The sequence below is a fragment of the Planomonospora parontospora genome (assembly GCA_014647935.1).
Classification (GTDB): domain Bacteria; phylum Actinomycetota; class Actinomycetes; order Streptosporangiales; family Streptosporangiaceae; genus Planomonospora; species Planomonospora parontospora.
On the sequence record BMQD01000012.1, the window covers coordinates 1 to 17750 of the forward strand.

Sequence of the window (17750 nt, forward strand, 5' to 3'; positions counted from 1 at the left end):
GGTCAAGTACACGCCCGGCGGCGGCACGGTCACCGTCACCGCCGGCCACGACACCGGCACCGGCGCAGGGGAGGACGGGCAGGACGGGCAGGAGCGGGCAGGAGCGGGCCGCAGCGGTCGTGGTGACGGTGGCCGACACCGGCATCGGCATCCCGGCCGAGCAGTACGACCAGCTGTTCACCCGGTTCTTCCGCGCCTCCACCGCGCGGGCGGCCGGGATCAAGGGCACCGGGCTGGGCCTGGCCATCACCAGGGCCATCGTCGAGGCGCACGCCGGCGCCATCACCGCGGCCCCGCGCGAGGGCGGCGGTACCGTCTTCACCGTCCGGCTGCCGGCAGACCCGCTGGCCCCACAGTGAATCGGCCGCCCCAGCCGTCACCGGCTCTTTGCTCCTGCCGCCGGGATGGCCGCGGCCGGAATGAGCCGCGGGGGCGTCACCAGCCCTGTGAAGCGGAAAGAAGAAGCTCCGCTCGGTCTCCTGGTGGCCGGATGGTGGTCAGCGCCGCGGTGAACAGCACCGCCAGTCCGGCCGCCGCTCTGCTCATCCCGCGGTCCAGGCGCGGCCACGAAGTCGGCGATGAGCGGGGCGATCTCCGGCAGGTGGGTTTCGAGGGCGAAGTGGCCGGTGTCGAACAGGTGCAACTCGGCCTCGGGCAGGTCCCGTAGGTAAGCGCGGACGCCCGGCTCGGGCACCGATCGGCCGTACCGCCGACTGGCTGCACCTGTCCCAGGCGCGCGTCAGCCAGGTCGTCCAGAAGCTGGAGCGGCGCATCGGCACCCCCTGTTCGACCGCACCAGCCGCCGAGTGAGCCTGACCCCGGTCGGGCGCCGTCTCTGCGAGGACCTGCGGCACGCCCACGATCTCGTCCAGGCCGCACTGCCCGGCGCCCGGGCGCCGGGCAGACCGAATGAAGGCCGGGCGGGATCTCCGACGGATGCGATCACGCCCCGTTCGCCCACGCGGACTGCCCGGGCGACGGACAAGATCGAGGAGGTTCCCGTGTTCACTGATCGATCGATTGTCGGGCAGACGCGCTGCCCCTGCCGCGGTCTCTGCGATCGAGTGCCGAAACGCCCCCTTGAGCCTCAAGCAAGGCCGAGGCGGGTCAGCTCGCGACGGGAGCGGATGCCGAGCTTGCGGTAGGCCCGGTACAGGTGGTGCTCCACGGTGCGTGGGCTCAGGAACAACTGGGCGGCGATCTCCCTGCTCGTGCCGCCGTCCCTCGCCAGCCGTACCACCTGGAGTTCCTGCGGTGTGAGCCGCTCCAGAGGGTCGGCAGCCGTCGGCCGGGCGGCCACGACGGACTCTCCGGCCGCCTTCTGATCCACCAGTTCCTGTCGGACAACACCAACCGACGCACCGACGCCTCCGGGCAGGGCGCGTTCGCGGCGCGCGCCACCGCGGCGGTGCCCGACAGGGCGTGGGCGACGGCCATGGGCCTGTTCAACCTCTGCTACCTGCTGGGTGCCGCGTTCGGCCCCGCCATCGCGGCCGCGCTCACCGGCTGACGAACGGCTCCGCGAACCACCACATGTTGGCGGTGAGCGCCGCCCCGGTCGCCGCCGCCGGGCCCTGCGGCAGCAGCTACCTCCCGGGTCGGCGTCTATGCCATCTCCGGCGGAGACGGGACCCGCACGGGCACGCTGGAGGTGTACTACAGCTCCAGCGCCGGCAAGAACTGCGCCCTGACCTACGGCTACGGCGCCTACGCCGACACCGCGAGCTGGAAGAGGGTCACGATCTCCAGAGGCGACGGCAGCGGCGAGGACACCGACACCGGGCAGTACAAGTACTACGCCGGCCCGGTGTACGTCTCCGCGTCCGGTCAGTGCATCGACGTCGCCGGAACGGTGCCGGGCCGGGCGCATCCGCCGCCGGGCCGGCATCCTGCTGGACGCCGACCGCGTCGACGCCCACGGCGGACTGCGCCTGAACCTGCAGCCCGTCTCCGTCTACGACGCCGCCCCTCCTGGTGCCGGCCGATCGATCACCGGGCAGGCCGATCACTCCGCGGACAACGCCTCGCCGGTGCCGGCGGGTCCGGCGTGCACGCGCCGGCCCAGCAGCGCGTTCACGCGGGTGGTGAGCTCACGGGGCTGAACGGTTTGGTCATGTAGTCGTCGGCGCCCGCGCGAAAGCCCTCCTCCACGTCGGCCTCCCCAGCCTTGGCGGTCAGCAGGAGCACCGCCACGCCGTCCATGCCGGGCATCGTCCGCAGGTGGCGGCACACCTCCGGCCCGGCCATGCCGGGCATCATCCAGTCCAGGATCACCAGGTCGGGCCGCTGGTCCCGGGCCGCGGTCAGGGCCTGCAGGCCGTCGCCGACGGCCCGCACCGCATGGCCGTCCTTCTGCAGCCGGAAGGCGATCAGGTCGCGGATGTCGGGGTCGTCTTCGGCGATGAGAACCGCAGGCATGACCACCCCCCGAAACATGCCCGTTTCCCCTGCCGGTAACTGCCCCTTTCGCTGGTTCCTACGCCTGGATGAGCACCCCGGAGCAGGCCGCGTTCCAGGAGGTGAAGGCGGGAACCCCGCCTCCGGGGAGTCGGAGAAGGCCGCATCGAGGTTGGCGTCGACGCCCCGTAAAGTCGTTGATCTTGACCGGTGCGGGCCTTCCCTCCAGGCCGTGATGAACTGCCGGATGCCCGCTGGCCTGCAGGTTGCGTCTATGGCGCTTACTCGGTCCGACCCCCAGGACGCCGTCTTGTGATCTTGTTCAGGAGTCGGTCGGTTGATGAGAGCCGGTGGCTGCGGGGGCGGTCCATGCGAGCAGCATGTGGAGGGAGTCGTGGGAGGAGGTGCCCGGCTGGGCCGCGTATGTGATCAGTGCCTGGTCGGGGTCGTCGGCGGCGCGCAGGGTTTCGTAGGTCAGTTCCAGGTCGCCGACCAACGGGTGGTGGAACCTCTTGATGCCCGAGGTCTTGTCCTGGACCGGATGTTCCGCCCACAGGCGGCGGAAGTCCTCGCTCTTCATAGACAGCTCCCCGATCAGGTGTGCCAGCTGCGGGTCGCTGGAGTGATTTCGTCCTGCCTCCAGATGGAGGTAGGCCACGTTCTCGCGGGCGCAGGAGGACCAGTCCGCGTACAGTTCCCGGGACGCCGGGTCGAGGAAGGTGATCCGGGCGATGTTGCGCTCGGCCGGGTCCACGGTGGCGTAGTCGCCGAAGAGGGCGCACGCTGCCGGGTTCCAGGCCAGGATGTCCATGCGCCGGCCCATCACCACTGCCGGTACATCCTTCAATTCCTCCAGCAGCCGCCGCAGCATCGGCCGCGCGCTCTGCCGGCGGATCCGGTGGTGGCGCGCTGAGCGGGCGGTGCGCCGCGGTCGGGCCAGGTGGTGCAGGTGGCGGGTCTCGTCGTCGTTCAGCCGCAGTGCGCGGGCGAGGGCGTCGAGCACGGCGTCCGAGGGGTTGGACACGCGGCCCTGTTCCATCCGGGTGTAGTAATCGACGCTCATGCCGGCGAGCTCGGCGATCTCCTCGCGGCGCAGGCCCGCGACACGGCGCGTCCCGCCGAAATCCGGTAGGGCCACATCTTGCGGGTGCAGGCGGGCGCGGCGGTTCCGGAGGAAGTCGCTCAGACTGGTCGCGGTGCTCATACGACGATTGTGGCCGATCGCGGTGGTGTGCTGCCTGGCCCTGCCGGTGCCAGGCAGCACACCACCGGTCGGCGACCCGGGGAATGTCAGGCCTGGCGGGTCGGCAGGACGATCGACTGGCGCAGGTTGACGTGCCGGCGACGGCTGACGGTGTACGCGATGAGGTCGGCGATGTCCTCGGCGGTGAGGGCGGGGATCGTGGTGAACATCCCGTCGAGCTGCCCGCGCAGTTCCGCGTTGTCGATGTGCCCGCTGAGTTCGGTGTCGGTCAGGCCCGGTTCGATGGTGCTGACCCGGACGTCGCGGGGGCCCAGTTCGGTGCGCAGTGCGGCGGACAGCTGGGTGAGGGCGGCCTTGGTGGCCCCGTACACGGCGTAGTCGGGGAAGAGGACGTGGGAGGCGATGGAGGAGACGTTGACCAGGTCGGCGGTGCGGCCATCGGCGGCGGCCGCGGCGAGGTCGGGGGCGAACGCGCGGATGACGCGCAGAGCGCCGGTGAGGTTGGTGTCGATCATGCGGGTCCACTCGTCGAGCCGGCCCTCGGTGAGGGGGTTGGGCAACATCACACCGGCATTGTTGATCACCAGGTCGACCAGGCCGTAGGCATCGTGGACGGCCTTGGCCGCGGCGTCGACGGAGGACTGGTCGGTGATGTCGGCGGTGACGGCGAGGGCCTGGCCTCCGGCTGCGGTGAGTTCAGCGGCCAGCGCGTCCAGTCGGTCGGTGCGCCGGGCGAGCAGGGCGACGCGGGCGCCGCCCGCGGCGAGCAGGCGAGCGGTGGCTGCTCCCATGCCGCTGGCCGCTCCGGTCACGACGGCGGTGCGGGTGGCGAGTGAGGGATAGCTCATGGGGTTCTCCTAGGTCTGCTGTGTGGGCCGGTTCCGGTGGGCCGACCCGGTGACTCCGGCGGGCCGGTGCGGTAGGCGGATGCCGACCACTCTGCGTCCGGCGGAGACGGCCAACCAGCGCCCGCCGTTCCCTGGGAGAGCCAGTACCACCCTGGGCCGGACGGCCCGGTCCGCCGGAATCCGCATCCAAGATCACGCCATTGCGGGTTTTGGGCTCATGGGCTGCACCTCTTGTCACCCACAAGCTCCCAGTCGCCGTCCACAGCGACCAGGCGTCGATCAGCTCGTCCGGCTCCCGCTCACTTCGCACCCGAGCCCTTTTGCTCGATCACCGATCCTCGATGAATGAGGGCTGCGATCAAAGAGTGAACGTCCGCTACCGACAGGTATGTCAACCTGTGTGATAGCTACGCACCGGAACTGAGACCTTGCTTGAAGCTGCTTTGCGGCTCGGCGCAGCTAATGGGGGCAGACCAAGCACGCCCGAAAGGGCTGATAGGAGGGGTCTGACTGGACAGAACCCAATATGTCTCCTCGCGCGGGAGCAGGCCCTCGACCGCTGCCGCTGAACCGCCCCTCGGCGGTAGCTCCTTCCCGGAACCGGATGATGATCGTTTAGGATGTGGATCACGAGGAGCTCCACGGTCAGCGCAGAGGAGGGCGCCCGTGACGGCGCCGGATGATCCGTATGCGGTTCTCGGCAACGGGTACGCGCGTCGGCGGCGGCCCGATCCGCGCATCGCGGCGATGATCGAATCGGCTCTCGGCCCGGCTCGCTCGGTACTCAACGTGGGTGCGGGCGCCGGCTCCTACGAGCCCTCCGGGCGACGGGTGGTCGCGGTGGAACCGTCGGCCACGATGATCGCGCAGCGTCCGCCGGGGTCGGCTCCGGCCGTGCAGGGTATCGCCGAGGCCCTGCCCGTGGGGGGCGGGGCGTTCGACGCGGCCACGGCGATCCTGACCGTGCACCACTGGACCGACCTGCGGGCCGGGCTCTCGGAGCTGCGCCGGGTCTCCCGGCGGCAGGCCGTGCTCACCTGGGACCCGGCGGTGAGTTCGCGGTTCTGGCTGGTCGAGGAGTACTTCCCGCAGATCGCCGAGCGCGAGCGCGATCTGGCGACCCTGGACGCGGTCCGGGACGAGTTGGAGTGGGCGGGCGCGCGGGTGGAGGTGATCCCGGTTCCCGTCCCGGCGGACTGCACCGACGGCTTCACGGGCGCCTACTGGCGGCGGCCGGAGGCGTGCCTCGATACGGAGGTCCGGGCGGCGATGTCCCCGCTGGCGCTGCTCGACCCGCCGGACGTCGAGCGCGGCCTGGGCCGGAAAATCACCCGGCACAAGGCCCACTGCGTCCACCCTGTCGTCCATGCTCACCGAACAGACCCCTGCGGGCACGGAGATCGGTGTGCGGGAAACGCGCGGCCGGCTCGGTGAGTCGACGGACAGGGCCCTTCTGTGTCAGATCTCGGTCGGGTTCTTTGCCGGGTCTCCGCCGGATGGTCACTCGCGGGCGGCGACCAGGGCTGTGGGAGACGGTCTGGTCGCTGTCAGAGCGGTCAGGGCGCTGGCGGCGGCGGTGACGGCCAGTGAGGCCATGATCAGCAGGCCGAGGAGGAGCCAGGGTACGGAGAGGACGTGCACGCCTGCGGGACCCGCATAGAAGCTCGCCAGTGCAGCCGCGGCGACCAGGGTTCCCAGCAGCAGACCGATCAGGGTGACCGCGGCGGACTCGATGACGGCCATCCGGACGACCTGGCTGCGGCTCAACCCGGTGGCGCGGGCGACGGCGAACTCGGTGCGGCGTTCTGCGGCGGCGATCACGACGGCGTTGATCACCGCGATCGCGGCGTACAGGCCGGACATGCCCATCAGGACGGCCATGATCCCGGTGGTGCCGCGCTGCTGGGTCTGCACCCGGGCGTCGGCCCATTGGCGGAGGGTGCGCACCTCGCCGATTCCGGCGGCGCGGATCCGGTCGGCGACCGCGTGCGGTGATGTGCCGGGGGCGACCTGGACCAGGGTCTCGGTCGGCGCGTCGGCGAGCATCGCGGTGGGGATGAGGTCGCGCGGTACCAGGAAGTTGTCGCTGCCGTTCTCCAGGACTTCCGGCAGGCGCGCGACGGTGCGCAGGGTGAACCCGTGGGGGCCGATCCGTGCCGTGACCGTGCCGTCGCGGACGCCTTCGCCGACCAGCCCGGGGCCGATGGCGACGGTGCGGCCGTGCAGGGCGTCCAGGGAGCCCGAGCGCAGGGTGAGGCGGTGGGTGCGCCGGTAGGCGGCGCCGTCGACCGCGATGATCCCCGAATGGTGGGTCTGCCGGTAGGAGCGGTGCTCCACGCGGTGCCGGGCCGTCACCGACATCTCCACCTGGCTTTGCGGGGAGGCCAGGGCGACGCCGGGGATCCGGGGGATGCGGGCTGCGGCTGCTCCGGTCGATGCGACCACCAGGTCGGCGGCGGTGCTGCGTTCGAGGTCGGCGCCGGTGGCGCGGGCCAGCGAGTTCAGCGCGCCGGTCAGGCCGACCAGCAGGCCGACCAGCACGATGACGGGTGCGGCCGTCGAGGCGCTGCGCCGTACCGCGTCACGCAGGTTGGCCTGCGCCAGTTCGCCGAGCGCGCTGGTCCGCAGCACCGTCCCCAGCAGCCGGCCGACCAGTGGGACGGCCAGCGGGCTCAACGCGCTCAGGGCGACCGATCCGAAGACCGGGATCGCCATCGCGACCAGCAGGGCGCCCAGCAGATCCGCTCCATGCCCTGCCACAACGAGCATTACGGTCAGCGCGAGTGAGGACACCCCCCACAGCCAGCGGCCGAGGGTCATCACGCGGGTGGCACGGGGGGCGTTGCGCAGGGCGTCCAACGGGCGCACCCGCGCCGCCCGGTAGGAGGCCGACAGCACCCCGAAGACCGCGACGCCGATTCCCACGGCCGGCGACAGCAGCAGCATCCCGTTGGACCAGCGGGCGGAGAAGTCGCCGGGAAGCAGCCCGATCCCGATCAGCAGCCGGGCCTGGATCCAGGTGGCCGGCACGCCCAGCAGGATCCCGAAGGCGCTGCCGGCCAGCCCCAGCAGGAACGCCTCGCCCAGCAGCAGCCTGATCAGCTGAGGGCGGCTCCCGCCGAGCATCCGCAGCAGGGCCAGCTCCGTGCGCCGCTGCTCGACGGAGAAGGCGAACGTCGAGCCCACGATGAACACCGCCAGGAACATCGCCAGCGGTGTGGCCATGCCCAGCAGCGTCGCGGCCCCGACGTACCCCTCCCTGATCTGCTCGGCGACCCGGCCGGAGGTGCCCGGCGGGATCGCGGGCTCGCCCGTGGAGACCAGCACGAGCACCGACGACTGGACCAGGGCCACGCCGAGTGCGACCGTCAGCAGTGCTCCGGCGAACAGCGGCCAGCGGTCGCGAACGGTGCTGGCGGAGATGCGCAGCATGGGTCAGCCCTCCAGCCGGGTGAGCCGTTCGGCCACCTGGACGGCGGAGGGACGCAGCAGGCGGTCGGCGATCCGGCCGTCGGACAGGAACACCACCGCGTCGGCGCTCGCCGCCGCGACCGGGTCGTGGGTGACCATGACGACGGTCTGCCCGGCGGCGTCGACCATACGGCGCAGCAGCCGCAGGACCGTGCGGGCCGACCCGGTGTCCAGGGCTCCGGTGGGTTCGTCGGCGAACAGCACCGAGGGCCGCGTCACCATCGCGCGGGCGATCGCCACCCGCTGCTGCTGCCCGCCCGACAGCTCCCGCGGTCGATGCCGCCCTCGGTCGGCCAGTCCCACATCGGCCAACGCGGTCTGCACATCACGGCGCGACGGCCGGGCCCCGGCCAGCCGCAACGGGAGTGCGACGTTCTGCTCGGCGGTCAGCGAACCGATCAGGTTGAAGTTCTGGAAGACGAACCCCACGGCGCGGCGCCGCAGCCTTGTCAGTTCCGCGTCGGTGGCGTGGGTGATGTCCTGCCCGGCCAGCAGGACGCGACCGGCGGTCACCCGATCCAGGCCCGCGGCGCAGTGCAGCAGGGTGGATTTTCCCGACCCTGACGGGCCCATCACGGCAGTCCAGGAACCGGCCGGGAAGGTCACACTGACGTCGGCCAGCGCGTGCACCTGCGTCTCACCGGCCCCGTAGTGCCTGCTCACCTGGTACAGCTGCACGGGTGCGGCCGGGACGCCCGCGTGCGGCCCCGCGGCGGCGGGAGCCCTCATCGCACGACCTCCAGGCCGATGCCGCTCGCCTGCGCAGGAGTCCGCGGGGGACCGGACGCCGCGTCCACCAAGCCGTCGGCCGATGCCGCATCGGCAAGGACCGCCGGGAGAGCGGTGACGCGTACGGGAAGCCTTCGTCTCATGTCTGGGATCCCACCACCGCGGCACCGGCGCCCGCATCACGGTGATCCACCAACATGAAGGTATGCCCAGCACTACCTCGGTGCCGGAGCGGGTCGCGGGGTCGACTAGCGTACGCCTGTGCCGAACGATCCGCCGCCCACTCCGCTGGCCGCGATGGGACGCCGCGGGTTCCTGCTGACCGCCTGGCCCTGGCGCGCCGCCGGCTACCTGCTGTCGACCGTGCCGGTCGTGCTCACGGCGGGCCTGCCGCTGGTGCTGCTCAGTCTGCCGCTGCTTCGGGCCGTCGCGCCGGACGCCACCTCCAGCGAGAGGGCGTTCCTCGTCGTCCTCAGCGGCCTGCTGGTCGCCGGGCTCGGACCGATGGCGACCATCCCGCTGGCCAGGCTGGAGCGGCGCCGGCTGCGCCTGGTGGATCTCCGCTCGACGGGTTCGGGCCATCGGCGGCCGCCGGGCCGGGGCGTCGTGCCGTGGCTTCGCACCCGCTATACCGAATCGGTCACCTGGCGCGAACTCGGCTACTTCCTGCTGCTGGCCGCCACCACCCCCATCCTTTACGCGGTGCTGTCGTCTGCGCTGGTCTTGCAGCTCTGCGCCATCGCCGCCCCGCTGATCCTGCTGGGCGGCGACGGCCCGATGGCGCTGGGTCTGGTGAAGGTCGCAGCCCCGGCGGCCGCGCTGCCGTACGCGTTGGCCGCGCTCGTGCTGCTGCCCGCCGTTCCGTACCTGCTGGCGCTGACCGCCGGTGCGCAGGCCGCGCTCGCCCGGGCGCTGCTCCAGCGCGGATCCGGCGAACGGCTCCAAGCCGAACTCGTCGAGGTCGCGCGCTCGCGGGCGCGGCTGGTCGACGCGTTCGAGGCCGAACGCCGCCGCATCGAACGCGACCTGCACGACGGCGCCCAGCAACGGCTGCTCTCGCTCACCATGAAGCTCGGGCTGGCCCGGGTGGACCTGCCGCCCGGATCTGCGGCCGCCGTCAGTGTGGCCGACGCCCACCATGAGGCCAAGCAGCTCATGACCGAGCTGCGGGAACTGGTGCACGGCATCCATCCCCGCGTGCTCACCGATCGGGGACTGGCGGCGGCGCTGGGCGAACTGGCCGACCGGTCCCCCCTGGCGGTCACCGTCGCGGCCGACCTGCCCGGACGGCCGCCCCGCCACGTCGAGAGCACGGCCTACTTCGCCGCCGCTGAGGCGCTCACCAACGCCGCCAAGCACAGCGGTGCCGATCGGGCCGGAGTGGCTGCGCACTGGGACGACGGCGTCCTCACCCTGGAGATCGTCGATGGCGGTGCCGGCGGCGCCGATCCCGGCCGCGGCACCGGACTGACCGGGCTGGCCGACCGGGTGGCGGTGATCGACGGCAGACTGCTGGTGTCGAGCCCGGCCGGTGGCCCGACCTGTGTACGTGTGGAGCTTCCGTGCGATCTGAACCGACCGCTGTCCGGGTAGTCCTCGCCGAGGACGGCGTCCTCCTGCGGGAGGGCCTGGCGGGCCTGCTGTCCCGGTTCGCCTTCGACGTCGTGGCCGCCGTGGGCGACGCCGCGGCCCTGCGCGCGGCCGTCGCCGAGCACCGCCCCGATCTGGTGATCACTGATATCCGGATGCCGCCGGACTTCTCCGACGAGGGCCTGCGGGCGGCTGTGGAGCTGCGCCACGCCGATCCGGACCTGGCGGTGGTGGCGCTCAGCCAGTACGTCGAGCTGAGCTACGCCGCCGACCTGCTGGACTCCGGCGCCGGCCGCCGGGTCGGCTACCTGCTCAAGGACCGGGTGGTCGACGTCGCCGACTTCGTCGCCGCGCTGCGCCAGGTGCTGGGCGGCGGCACGGTGGTGGACCCGCAGGTCATCCGCCAGCTCATCACCCGGCGACGAGATCCGCTCGCAGAGCTCTCCCCGCGCGAGCACGAGGTGCTCACGCTCATCGCCGAAGGCCACTCCAACGCCGCCATCGCCCGGCGGCTGGTCGTCACGGACGCGACCGTGGGCAAGCACGTCCGCAGTATCCTCGCCAAGCTCGACCTTCCCCAGACCGAGGACACCCACCGCAGAGTCCTCGCCGTCCTGGCCTATCTCCGCGGCCGACCCGCAAACCCGGAACCTCGTTGATCCCGCTGTAGTGACTCCTGCCGGATGGCCCAGTGCTCCCGAAGACATCGACCGGCCGCCGCGCCGTGACAGCCCTCCGCCCCCGAACATGTCCCCAGCCGCCAGGCAGCGGAGTGAAGGATCAAGCCTGGGTTCGGGCCGTGTGCGCGCCGAGGGCTTCGGTGGCTCTCACTGCGGCCGAACGGCGACCGAATCGGCGGAGAGCGTGACCTCGACGCTGATGCGCGGATTGTCCAGCTGCAGGATCAGCTGGAACAACTGTCTGCCCCGGGAACGGTGCCGGTACCGTGGTGATCATCATGCCTGAAGCGCTCTTCCTCGCCCTGTTCGTCATCTCGCTCTCCTCGCCGGTGTTAGGGATCGCGGCTGTCGCTCTGGTCGTGCACATCGTCATCACCATGGCATGGAGGGAGACCGTGCCCTGGGGGGAACTGGGCGGCGCCGGCCTGCTCGGCGCGCTGGCCGTGTACACCTCCGGAATGTGGTCGGGCGGCTTCTTCTACGCCTCCGGTTACACGGATCTGTGCGCGTTGGAGAGGTACGACTCCGCGCCCAGGCCGTCGAGTACCTGGTGGCCGTTGCGGCATCCCGTGTGCCAGGACGAGAGCGGCCGGGTCGTCGACCTGGTGCCCGCGTTCGTCAACCCGGTCCTTCACCTCGGCATCGCCCTGCTGGTCGCAGGGGTGGCCGGGGCGGTCGTTTCCCGACGGAGGCGGGCCCGGCCTGGAGGGGAGGCTTCGCGGTGACCCTTCTCGCCAACGCCGGCGGGTCTTGGACCCGGTAGGCGGCGGGCGGCCGGGAGGCATCGTCCGGCCGCTGGTGCGCTCGGCTTCGTGAGCTCCGCTGGTGAGTTCCGGTGGTCAGCGGTAGCTCGCCACGGTCTGCGCGGTCACCGGGCGCAGGTCGGCGAGGGCCGCACGTGCCTCGGCCTCGGACGGGGCGCTGACCTCGATCAACGTCTCCTGCCGCTGGGCGGTCACCGAGACCGGCCCGTACTCGTCGGCGCGTAGCCACAGGTTCCCGGGAAGCGGGCGGCAGGTCCGGCGGGATGCGGCGGCGGACGGCCGCGTGCACAGCTCCTCCGCGCTGCCCCAGGACGCGGGAACGAGCGTGACGTCGATGGATCGGATATCGACGGTTCCAGCGGTGTTGCGGAGTTCGTACCACATGCTCAGACCGGCGGGCAGGTCTCCCCCTTGGAGGTCCTGCCAGACGACGGACCCGTTGGACTGGTAGGTGTGCGCGCCGAGGCCGAGGACGGTGAGATCCAGGCCTGCTATCGCCCGCTCCTTGTGCCAGTCGGCGATCGCGGCCCGTCCCTGGAGGATGACGGCGACGAGGACGGAGAGCGCCACGGCCGCCGCGATCCTCGGCCACCGCGGACCGTGACTCGCGGCGATCCGGGCCACCGCCGCGTAACCGATCACCCCGGCGAGGACGAACGGGAGCACGTGGAACGCCTCGGGCAGCTCGGGAGCGGAGTGGCTGGGAATGAGCGCGTCCAGCGCCTGCACCAGGGCCGCGAAGGCGAGCGGCCCTGCCAGCGCCGTCACCCACCAGCGGGGCAGCCGGGCGCGTACGGCCAGCATCGCGCCCAATGGCACAGGCACGAGCAGTATCAGGAACAGGTGGATGACGGCGATGCCCTCGGCGTGCCACCAGATCGCACCCTCCACCGCCCCGACGACGGTGCCGATCAGGGTGCCCCGGCCGGTGACGGCCCAGGACGTCATTGTTCTCATATGGGAATAATCAGGCAGGAGGTGGCATGGATGGGAACATGCGTACCCGGCTCCGGCTGAGTACGCGTACTCATCTTGTCCTGTCGCAGGCCGCCGTGATCTCCAGGCCGAGGAAGAGCGGCGAAGAGGCGGGGCCAGCCGGGCGGGCAGTGCCCAGGTGAGCGCGTCGATGAAAGCGGGCAACCGGGCACCGAGCCCGGCCGGCGAGCTGTAGGAGTACGAGAGCTGGATCCCCGCCAGTCCATCCACGTCCCAGGCCGGCCTCCTGGTGCCCATCCGGGAGGCCGGATCGCTGAACGGCGACCGGGCGGCCCGGCGTCTGCCGCTGACCCTGAAGGAGCGCTGACCCTGAAGGAGATCGAGGCGCTGCTCGCCACCAGGCCTGTCAGCCACGGCGTCTCATCGGTGTCGTCGGCCGCCAGCGGGTGGCGGACCCGCACCGGTGACGCGTCCGCGAACGGGTTCGCCTGCTGGGCCGGCGCTCCCGCCAAGGCCTCCACGCCCAGCTTCAGGTCCGACTCGGCCAGCACCGTCTCGATCGTGCCCGCGGCCGGCTCATTGGCCACCGCCAGAGTGACCGTGTTGCTCGCCGCGAACGCCTCCACCGGCAGAGCCTCCGGCACCGCCTCCCGCAGCATGATCGTTCTCAGTGCCAACCGCTGCTCCCGGGTTCCTCAATCCCGGTGCTCTCGACCATGCCGTCGGCTCAGATGCTGGTCGCAGTGCCCCCGGAGGGGGTGGGGGCGTCCATGCCCCGGTCCGGCGTGCCGTCGAGGGAGATGCCCCGCGCGCTGAGCAGCACCACGAAGGCACAGCTTCCGGTGAGGGCGATGTCAGCGAGGTTGCCGACGAACAGCCCCCCGTAGTCGATGAAGTCGACGACATGGCCCCGGGCGAAGCCGGGCGGGCGAAACAGGCGGTCCAGCAGGTGAGAGGCGGCACCGCCTAGCAGCGCACCCAACGCCACGGTCCAGGCCGTCGAGCGCAGCCGCCGCCCGACATGCGCGATGCCGGCCACGGCCGCGGCCGCAGCCAGGGTGAACACCCACGTCGCTCCCTCGCCGATCGAGAAGGCGGCACCCGGGTTGAACAACAACCGCAGCTGAATCACCCCCGGGATCACCGAGAGGCGCCCGCCGTCGGCCAGCGCCGAGATCGCCCAGAACTTGGAGGCCTGGTCGACGAGAAGAACCATGACGGCCAGCACGAGCATCCACCCGTACGGCCGCATTCCTCGTCGCGCTGCGCGCGCACTTCGTTCGTCCGGCATGCCTTACCTACCTTGCGATCGTGGGATCGAGCGCAGCAAATCTAGCGATACCGGCCTGCTGGTGGATACGGCGATGACGACCCGTCCCTTACTCCCGTGTACCGGAGAAGATTCCAAGACGATCAGGGCGAGCGCCCACCTGGCCTCGGGGCGCTCGCGGTACACGAAAACAGCGCGAATATTCTTGAAAATGTATGAATTACCTTTTCGGTGCTGAATCCGGCATGGCTCGCATGGCGGGACGCCGACGCGAGGAAGAGCCGGACTCCGGCTGGGAAGTGGAAGCTCAACCGGTAGCGTCTGTCATCGCGGGTGACCACCAGGACGTCCACCGGTGAATCCTCGTTCCCGCGTCCGGGGAGCGTGATCTCCGCTCCTCTCAGCGGCACCGTACGGCGGTTCATCCCGGCCTCCCTGTCGATCGAGAACACGACCTGCTCCTCCGACACGGTCAGGAATCCCCGACGCGACACTCCGACGTCGGAGAGGGCGGAGACGGAGGCGGACGGAAGCTGCTCGAACCATCCCTCGGCCATCACCGATCCGTCCGACCGTCGGATCGGCGGCCCGAAACAGGCCTCGGCCAGCCACCGCATCCCACGCCGGATCCAGGACAGGATCGGGGACAGGACGCGGGAGACGATCCATTGCCAGAGCCCTTCGAACAGGAAGAGGACGAGAACGAACCCGCCGGCGAGCAGAGCGATCACGGAGTGTCCGCTGAATCTCAGGGTCCCCCGGTGACTGATCGGGTGACAGGCACGATGATCACTTCCTGCCCGCCCAACGCGTTCGCCCCCGCGCCGGTTCCCCTCGACGGATCTTCCATCCCGTGCGGTCCCGGCCAAGGCCCCGACCCCGCAGGCGGGCCGAGTCCGGACCCGGGCGCAGATCCCCGCGGCGCTGCGCCGGAGCGGACGCCGACGGCGAGGGCGCGGGTGGATCCTCCGCGTTCACGGCGAGCGAGGATCGCGGCGCGCTTGTCGTCGTCGACCACAGGACGCCGACCGTCGGTCCCGCCTCGTCTGCGGGCTGCTTCCAGGCCGTTCCTGGTCTTGCGGATGATGTCGTGGCGCCGGTCTTCGGCCAGGGCGGAGGTGCAGGTGCCGTAGCCGCTCAGGTGGGAATGGACGAACGCTCACAGCCGGGCCAGGACCCGGTCGGCCAGGTGACGCAGGACGTCGACCTGGTCGGGGTCGAGGGCGTCGAAGAACAGGTCCCGGACGGCCTGGACATGGCCGGGGGCGGCGTCGGTGATCGCCTGGCGTCCGGTTGCGGTGAGCACGATGAAGGCTCCCCGGCCGTCGTCGGCGCATTCTTGGCGTTCGACCAGGCCGCGGCGCTGCATCCGGCTCAGGTGGTGCGACAGGCGGCTCTGCTCCCATTCGAGGGCGCGCTGCAGTTCATACGGGCGCAGCCGCCCATCGGGGGCGTCGGTGAGGTGGACCAGCACGTCGTAGTCGGCCAGGGACAGGCCGGAGGCCGCCTGCAGCCGCCGGTTCAGCTCGGCGCTCAACCGCGCCTGCATGCGCAGGTAGGCCCGCCAGGCGCGCTGCTGGTCGTCATCGAGCCAGGAAGGGGTGTCCATGAGCTCATCCTACCCCAGATTAATGATGTGTCATGCAGTTTGCGGAATGAATGATGCGTCATATAGGTTGAAGGACATAGATGACACGTCATGAAGTATGGCGTCGCGCTCACAGGGGAGAACCGACATGACCATCACCACCGACCACACCAACCTGACCGGCACCTACACCATCGACCCGGTCCACACCCAGATCGGCTTCACCGCCCGCCACGCCATGGTCACCAAGGTCCGCGGCGCCTTCGACGACTTCGAAGGCACCGTCGTCTTCGACGCCGCCGACCCGGCCGCCACCGCCGTGACCGTGACCATCCAGGCCGCCGGCATCAACACCCGCAACGACCAGCGCGACGAGCACCTGCGCAGCAACGACTTCCTGGCCATGGAGGCCCACCCGCAGATCACGTTCGCCTCCACCGCCTTCCGGATGACCGGCGAGGCGAGCTTCGACCTCACCGGCGACCTGACCATCAGGGGCGTCACCAACACGATCACCATCCCGTTCGCCTTCGAGGGCGCCTCCGCCGACCCGTTCGGCAACACCCGGCTCGGCTTCGAGGGATCGGTGGCGATCAACCGCAAGGACTACGGCGTGACCTGGAACGCCGCACTGGAGACCGGCGGTTTCCTGGTCAGCGACAAGATCGTGCTGGAGTTCGAGGTCTCCGCCGTCAAGAACGCCTGACGAGACCCGGCCTTCGCCGGCGCCGCCGGTCCCCGGCCGCCGTCCCGCCACCGTCTCGGAACACCCTTTCGAAAGGAACCCGACATGACCACCCTGTCCCTCGCGCCCCGCATCGACGTCCGCCGCGCCGGCGAGCGCTTCGCCACCGAGATCGGCTGGCTGGACTCCAAGCACTCGTTCTCCTTCGGCCACCACCACGATGCGGCCAACACCCACCACGGGCTGCTGCTGGTCAACAACGACGACACCGTGCATGCGGGCACCGGCTTCGACACCCACCCGCACCGGAACATGGAGATCGTCACCTGGGTGCTGCAGGGCTCCCTGGTCCACCAGGACTCCGAGGGCCACAACGGCGTCATCTACCCGGGCCTGGCCCAGCGGATGAGCGCCGGCACCGGCATCCTGCACTCGGAGAAGAACGACTCCTGGCGCCTGGCCGGTGACGTGCACGACGAGCCGGTGCACTTCGTGCAGATGTGGGTGGTGCCCGACGAGGCCGGCCTCGCCCCCGGCTACGAGCAGCTGGAGATCGACGCCGAGCTGCTCGGCGGCGGCCTGGTCCCGGTCGCCTCCGGCATGGCCAAGCACGACGGCGCCGCGGCCATCCGGATCAACAACCGCTACGCCGCGCTGTACGCCGCCCGCCTGCAGCCCGGACAGCACGTCGAGCTGCCCGAGGCGCCGTTCCTGCACCTGTTCGTGCCGCGCGGCTCCGTCACGCTGGAGGGGGCGGGCGAGCTGGGCGCCGGCGACGCGGTGCGCTTCACCGCCACCGGCGGCCAGAAGATCACCGCCGCCGAGCCGGCCGAGATCCTGGTGTGGGAGATGCACGCCACCCTCGCCGCCTGACCCTCACCGCCCGCCTCCGGCACACGCCACCCGCCCTCACGACGACGAGCAGGACCGCGAACATGACCACGACCCCGATTCAGTACGCGGGCAAGACCGCGACGACCTCGGTACCGGTGCACCCGCTGCTGGCCGAGCGGTGGAGCCCCCGCGGCCTCGATGCCACCCACACCCTGGCCGAGGCACGGCTGCACGCGCTCCTGGAGGCCGCCCGCGAGCGCGCCCCGCGTAGCCGCCACCCCCTGGAGGCCCTCCTCCTGCCCGCCGTACCCGCCGCCCCGGAGGGACAGGCCGCCTGAAGGCGGCCGCGTGCCATCACCGACCACAGGGAGCACACCATGGAGCAGCAGACGCACCCCGCATCGTCGACGACCCCCGGGCCGGCCGGTTCGAGATCCTCCCGGATGAGGAGCCGGCCGGGTCCGTGACCTACACGCGCGCCAGGGCAGGGCTGTCGCTGCTGCACACCGAGATCGACCCCCGCTCCGAAGGCCGCGGTCCGGGCTCGGCCCTGGCACGCGGTGTGCTGGAGGCGGCCCGCGCCGGGAACGGTACTCTGCCGGCGGACACGCCCGGCCCTGGCACTCCCCGGTGGTCGCACAGCAGCGGCATACAGTCACCCCCATGAGTGAACCCGACCGGACCGTCTGGTGATCGACGAGGCGGCCGGCGACGGCCGGGAGACGGCCCCGTGGGACCAGGAATGGCAAGGACG

20 protein-coding genes are annotated in these 17750 nt (G+C 71.2%); 10 read left to right on the forward strand and 10 right to left on the reverse strand.

Features of this window, described 5'->3' with window-relative positions; all coding sequences use genetic code 11:
- Nucleotides 1–119: 119 nt before the first annotated feature.
- Both IEZ07_RS19235 and IEZ07_RS36210 read left to right on the forward strand, forming a co-directional pair.
- On the forward strand, nt 120–359 hold the full coding sequence (locus IEZ07_RS19235) for an ATP-binding protein (RefSeq protein ID WP_191897862.1): 240 nt from the start codon (nt 120–122) through the stop codon (nt 357–359).
- A 131-nt stretch (nt 360–490) separates the two neighbouring features.
- A complete protein-coding gene (locus IEZ07_RS36210) occupies nt 491–667 on the forward strand; it encodes a hypothetical protein (protein ID WP_191896004.1) in 177 nt (58 codons plus the stop codon).
- Nucleotides 668–1087: 420 nt separating this feature from the next.
- On the opposite strand, the gene IEZ07_RS19245 is transcribed toward IEZ07_RS36210, so the two are convergent.
- The 4 genes from IEZ07_RS19245 to IEZ07_RS19260 all read right to left on the reverse strand — a co-directional run bounded on the left by IEZ07_RS19245 (nt 1088) and on the right by IEZ07_RS19260 (nt 4449).
- The gene (locus tag IEZ07_RS19245) at nt 1088–1330 is read right to left on the reverse strand and encodes a helix-turn-helix domain-containing protein (RefSeq protein ID WP_373868860.1); all 243 of its coding nucleotides are present in this window, start codon (nt 1328–1330) and stop codon (nt 1088–1090) included.
- Nucleotides 1331–2073: 743 nt separating this feature from the next.
- On the reverse strand, nt 2074–2418 hold the full coding sequence (locus IEZ07_RS19250) for a response regulator transcription factor (protein ID WP_204054478.1): 345 nt from the start codon (nt 2416–2418) through the stop codon (nt 2074–2076).
- A gap of 301 nt (nt 2419–2719) precedes the next feature.
- Nucleotides 2720–3601, reverse strand: a complete 882-nt coding sequence (locus IEZ07_RS19255; RefSeq protein ID WP_191896005.1) for a helix-turn-helix transcriptional regulator — start codon at nt 3599–3601, stop codon at nt 2720–2722.
- 86 nt (nt 3602–3687) lie between these two features.
- The gene (locus IEZ07_RS19260) at nt 3688–4449 is read right to left on the reverse strand and encodes an SDR family oxidoreductase (RefSeq protein ID WP_191896006.1); all 762 of its coding nucleotides are present in this window, start codon (nt 4447–4449) and stop codon (nt 3688–3690) included.
- Between the two features lie 747 nt (nt 4450–5196).
- On the opposite strand from IEZ07_RS19260, the gene IEZ07_RS19265 reads away from it, so the two are divergent.
- Nucleotides 5197–5883 carry a class I SAM-dependent methyltransferase gene (locus IEZ07_RS19265; protein WP_191896007.1) on the forward strand — a complete coding sequence of 229 codons (687 nt, stop codon included), beginning with the start codon at nt 5197–5199 and terminating at the stop codon, nt 5881–5883.
- Between the two features lie 66 nt (nt 5884–5949).
- On the opposite strand, the gene IEZ07_RS19270 is transcribed toward IEZ07_RS19265, so the two are convergent.
- Both IEZ07_RS19270 and IEZ07_RS19275 read right to left on the reverse strand, forming a co-directional pair.
- The gene (locus tag IEZ07_RS19270; protein ID WP_191896008.1) at nt 5950–7881 is read right to left on the reverse strand and encodes an FtsX-like permease family protein; all 1932 of its coding nucleotides are present in this window, start codon (nt 7879–7881) and stop codon (nt 5950–5952) included.
- A 3-nt stretch (nt 7882–7884) separates the two neighbouring features.
- Nucleotides 7885–8649 carry an ABC transporter ATP-binding protein gene (locus IEZ07_RS19275; RefSeq protein ID WP_191896009.1) on the reverse strand — a complete coding sequence of 255 codons (765 nt, stop codon included), beginning with the start codon at nt 8647–8649 and terminating at the stop codon, nt 7885–7887.
- A 261-nt stretch (nt 8650–8910) separates the two neighbouring features.
- On the opposite strand from IEZ07_RS19275, the gene IEZ07_RS19280 reads away from it, so the two are divergent.
- The 3 genes from IEZ07_RS19280 to IEZ07_RS19290 all read left to right on the forward strand — a co-directional run bounded on the left by IEZ07_RS19280 (nt 8911) and on the right by IEZ07_RS19290 (nt 11644).
- Nucleotides 8911–10242, forward strand: a complete 1332-nt coding sequence (locus IEZ07_RS19280; RefSeq protein ID WP_239320279.1) for a sensor histidine kinase — start codon at nt 8911–8913, stop codon at nt 10240–10242.
- Complete coding sequence (locus tag IEZ07_RS19285) at nt 10212–10898, forward strand: response regulator (RefSeq protein WP_191896010.1); 687 nt, start codon at nt 10212–10214, stop codon at nt 10896–10898. Before IEZ07_RS19280 ends, IEZ07_RS19285 begins: the two co-directional genes overlap by 31 nt.
- 299 nt (nt 10899–11197) lie before the next feature.
- Nucleotides 11198–11644, forward strand: a complete 447-nt coding sequence (locus IEZ07_RS19290; RefSeq protein WP_191896011.1) for a hypothetical protein — start codon at nt 11198–11200, stop codon at nt 11642–11644.
- Between the two features lie 114 nt (nt 11645–11758).
- Here IEZ07_RS19290 and IEZ07_RS19295 read toward each other — a convergent pair whose 3' ends face one another.
- The 4 genes from IEZ07_RS19295 to IEZ07_RS19310 all read right to left on the reverse strand — a co-directional run bounded on the left by IEZ07_RS19295 (nt 11759) and on the right by IEZ07_RS19310 (nt 15498).
- On the reverse strand, nt 11759–12640 hold the full coding sequence (locus IEZ07_RS19295; protein WP_191896012.1) for a hypothetical protein: 882 nt from the start codon (nt 12638–12640) through the stop codon (nt 11759–11761).
- A 706-nt stretch (nt 12641–13346) separates the two neighbouring features.
- Nucleotides 13347–13853 carry a signal peptidase II gene (locus tag IEZ07_RS19300; RefSeq protein WP_204054477.1) on the reverse strand — a complete coding sequence of 169 codons (507 nt, stop codon included), beginning with the start codon at nt 13851–13853 and terminating at the stop codon, nt 13347–13349.
- A gap of 179 nt (nt 13854–14032) precedes the next feature.
- Entirely contained in the window at nt 14033–14620 is a 588-nt protein-coding gene (locus tag IEZ07_RS19305; protein WP_191896013.1) for a hypothetical protein, read from the reverse strand.
- A gap of 428 nt (nt 14621–15048) precedes the next feature.
- Nucleotides 15049–15498 (reverse strand): MarR family winged helix-turn-helix transcriptional regulator, encoded by a 450-nt coding sequence (locus IEZ07_RS19310; RefSeq protein WP_191896014.1) that lies wholly within the window; start codon nt 15496–15498, stop codon nt 15049–15051.
- A 127-nt stretch (nt 15499–15625) separates the two neighbouring features.
- Between IEZ07_RS19310 and IEZ07_RS19315 the strand changes: the two genes are divergently transcribed.
- The 4 genes from IEZ07_RS19315 to IEZ07_RS36300 all read left to right on the forward strand — a co-directional run bounded on the left by IEZ07_RS19315 (nt 15626) and on the right by IEZ07_RS36300 (nt 17663).
- Nucleotides 15626–16183 (forward strand): YceI family protein, encoded by a 558-nt coding sequence (locus tag IEZ07_RS19315; protein ID WP_191896015.1) that lies wholly within the window; start codon nt 15626–15628, stop codon nt 16181–16183.
- A gap of 84 nt (nt 16184–16267) precedes the next feature.
- The gene (locus IEZ07_RS19320; RefSeq protein ID WP_191896016.1) at nt 16268–17035 is read left to right on the forward strand and encodes a pirin family protein; all 768 of its coding nucleotides are present in this window, start codon (nt 16268–16270) and stop codon (nt 17033–17035) included.
- Between the two features lie 62 nt (nt 17036–17097).
- The gene (locus tag IEZ07_RS19325) at nt 17098–17334 is read left to right on the forward strand and encodes a hypothetical protein (protein ID WP_191896017.1); all 237 of its coding nucleotides are present in this window, start codon (nt 17098–17100) and stop codon (nt 17332–17334) included.
- Nucleotides 17335–17429: 95 nt separating this feature from the next.
- Nucleotides 17430–17663, forward strand: a complete 234-nt coding sequence (locus IEZ07_RS36300; protein WP_373868866.1) for a GNAT family N-acetyltransferase — start codon at nt 17430–17432, stop codon at nt 17661–17663.
- Nucleotides 17664–17750 lie beyond the last annotated feature (87 nt).

What these genes read in the sequence shown, in the direction of transcription:
- IEZ07_RS19265 (WP_191896007.1), top strand. Translation starts at nt 5,197, where the DNA reads ATGATCGAATCGGCTCTCGGCCCGGCTCGCTCGGTACTCAACGTGGGT.
- IEZ07_RS19290 (WP_191896011.1), top strand. Translation starts at nt 11,198, where the DNA reads ATGCCTGAAGCGCTCTTCCTCGCCCTGTTCGTCATCTCGCTCTCCTCG.
- IEZ07_RS19260 (WP_191896006.1), bottom strand. Translation starts at nt 4,449, where the DNA reads ATGAGCTATCCCTCACTCGCCACCCGCACCGCCGTCGTGACCGGAGCG.
- IEZ07_RS19255 (WP_191896005.1), bottom strand. Translation starts at nt 3,601, where the DNA reads ATGAGCACCGCGACCAGTCTGAGCGACTTCCTCCGGAACCGCCGCGCC.
- IEZ07_RS19300 (WP_204054477.1), bottom strand. Translation starts at nt 13,853, where the DNA reads ATGCTCGTGCTGGCCGTCATGGTTCTTCTCGTCGACCAGGCCTCCAAG.
- IEZ07_RS19295 (WP_191896012.1), bottom strand. Translation starts at nt 12,640, where the DNA reads ATGAGAACAATGACGTCCTGGGCCGTCACCGGCCGGGGCACCCTGATC.
- IEZ07_RS19310 (WP_191896014.1), bottom strand. Translation starts at nt 15,498, where the DNA reads ATGGACACCCCTTCCTGGCTCGATGACGACCAGCAGCGCGCCTGGCGG.
- IEZ07_RS19250 (WP_204054478.1), bottom strand. Translation starts at nt 2,418, where the DNA reads ATGCCTGCGGTTCTCATCGCCGAAGACGACCCCGACATCCGCGACCTG.
- IEZ07_RS19325 (WP_191896017.1), top strand. Translation starts at nt 17,098, where the DNA reads ATGACCACGACCCCGATTCAGTACGCGGGCAAGACCGCGACGACCTCG.
- IEZ07_RS19275 (WP_191896009.1), bottom strand. Translation starts at nt 8,649, where the DNA reads ATGAGGGCTCCCGCCGCCGCGGGGCCGCACGCGGGCGTCCCGGCCGCA.
- IEZ07_RS19270 (WP_191896008.1), bottom strand. Translation starts at nt 7,881, where the DNA reads ATGCTGCGCATCTCCGCCAGCACCGTTCGCGACCGCTGGCCGCTGTTC.
- IEZ07_RS36210 (WP_191896004.1), top strand. Translation starts at nt 491, where the DNA reads ATGGTGGTCAGCGCCGCGGTGAACAGCACCGCCAGTCCGGCCGCCGCT.
- IEZ07_RS19320 (WP_191896016.1), top strand. Translation starts at nt 16,268, where the DNA reads ATGACCACCCTGTCCCTCGCGCCCCGCATCGACGTCCGCCGCGCCGGC.
- IEZ07_RS19315 (WP_191896015.1), top strand. Translation starts at nt 15,626, where the DNA reads ATGACCATCACCACCGACCACACCAACCTGACCGGCACCTACACCATC.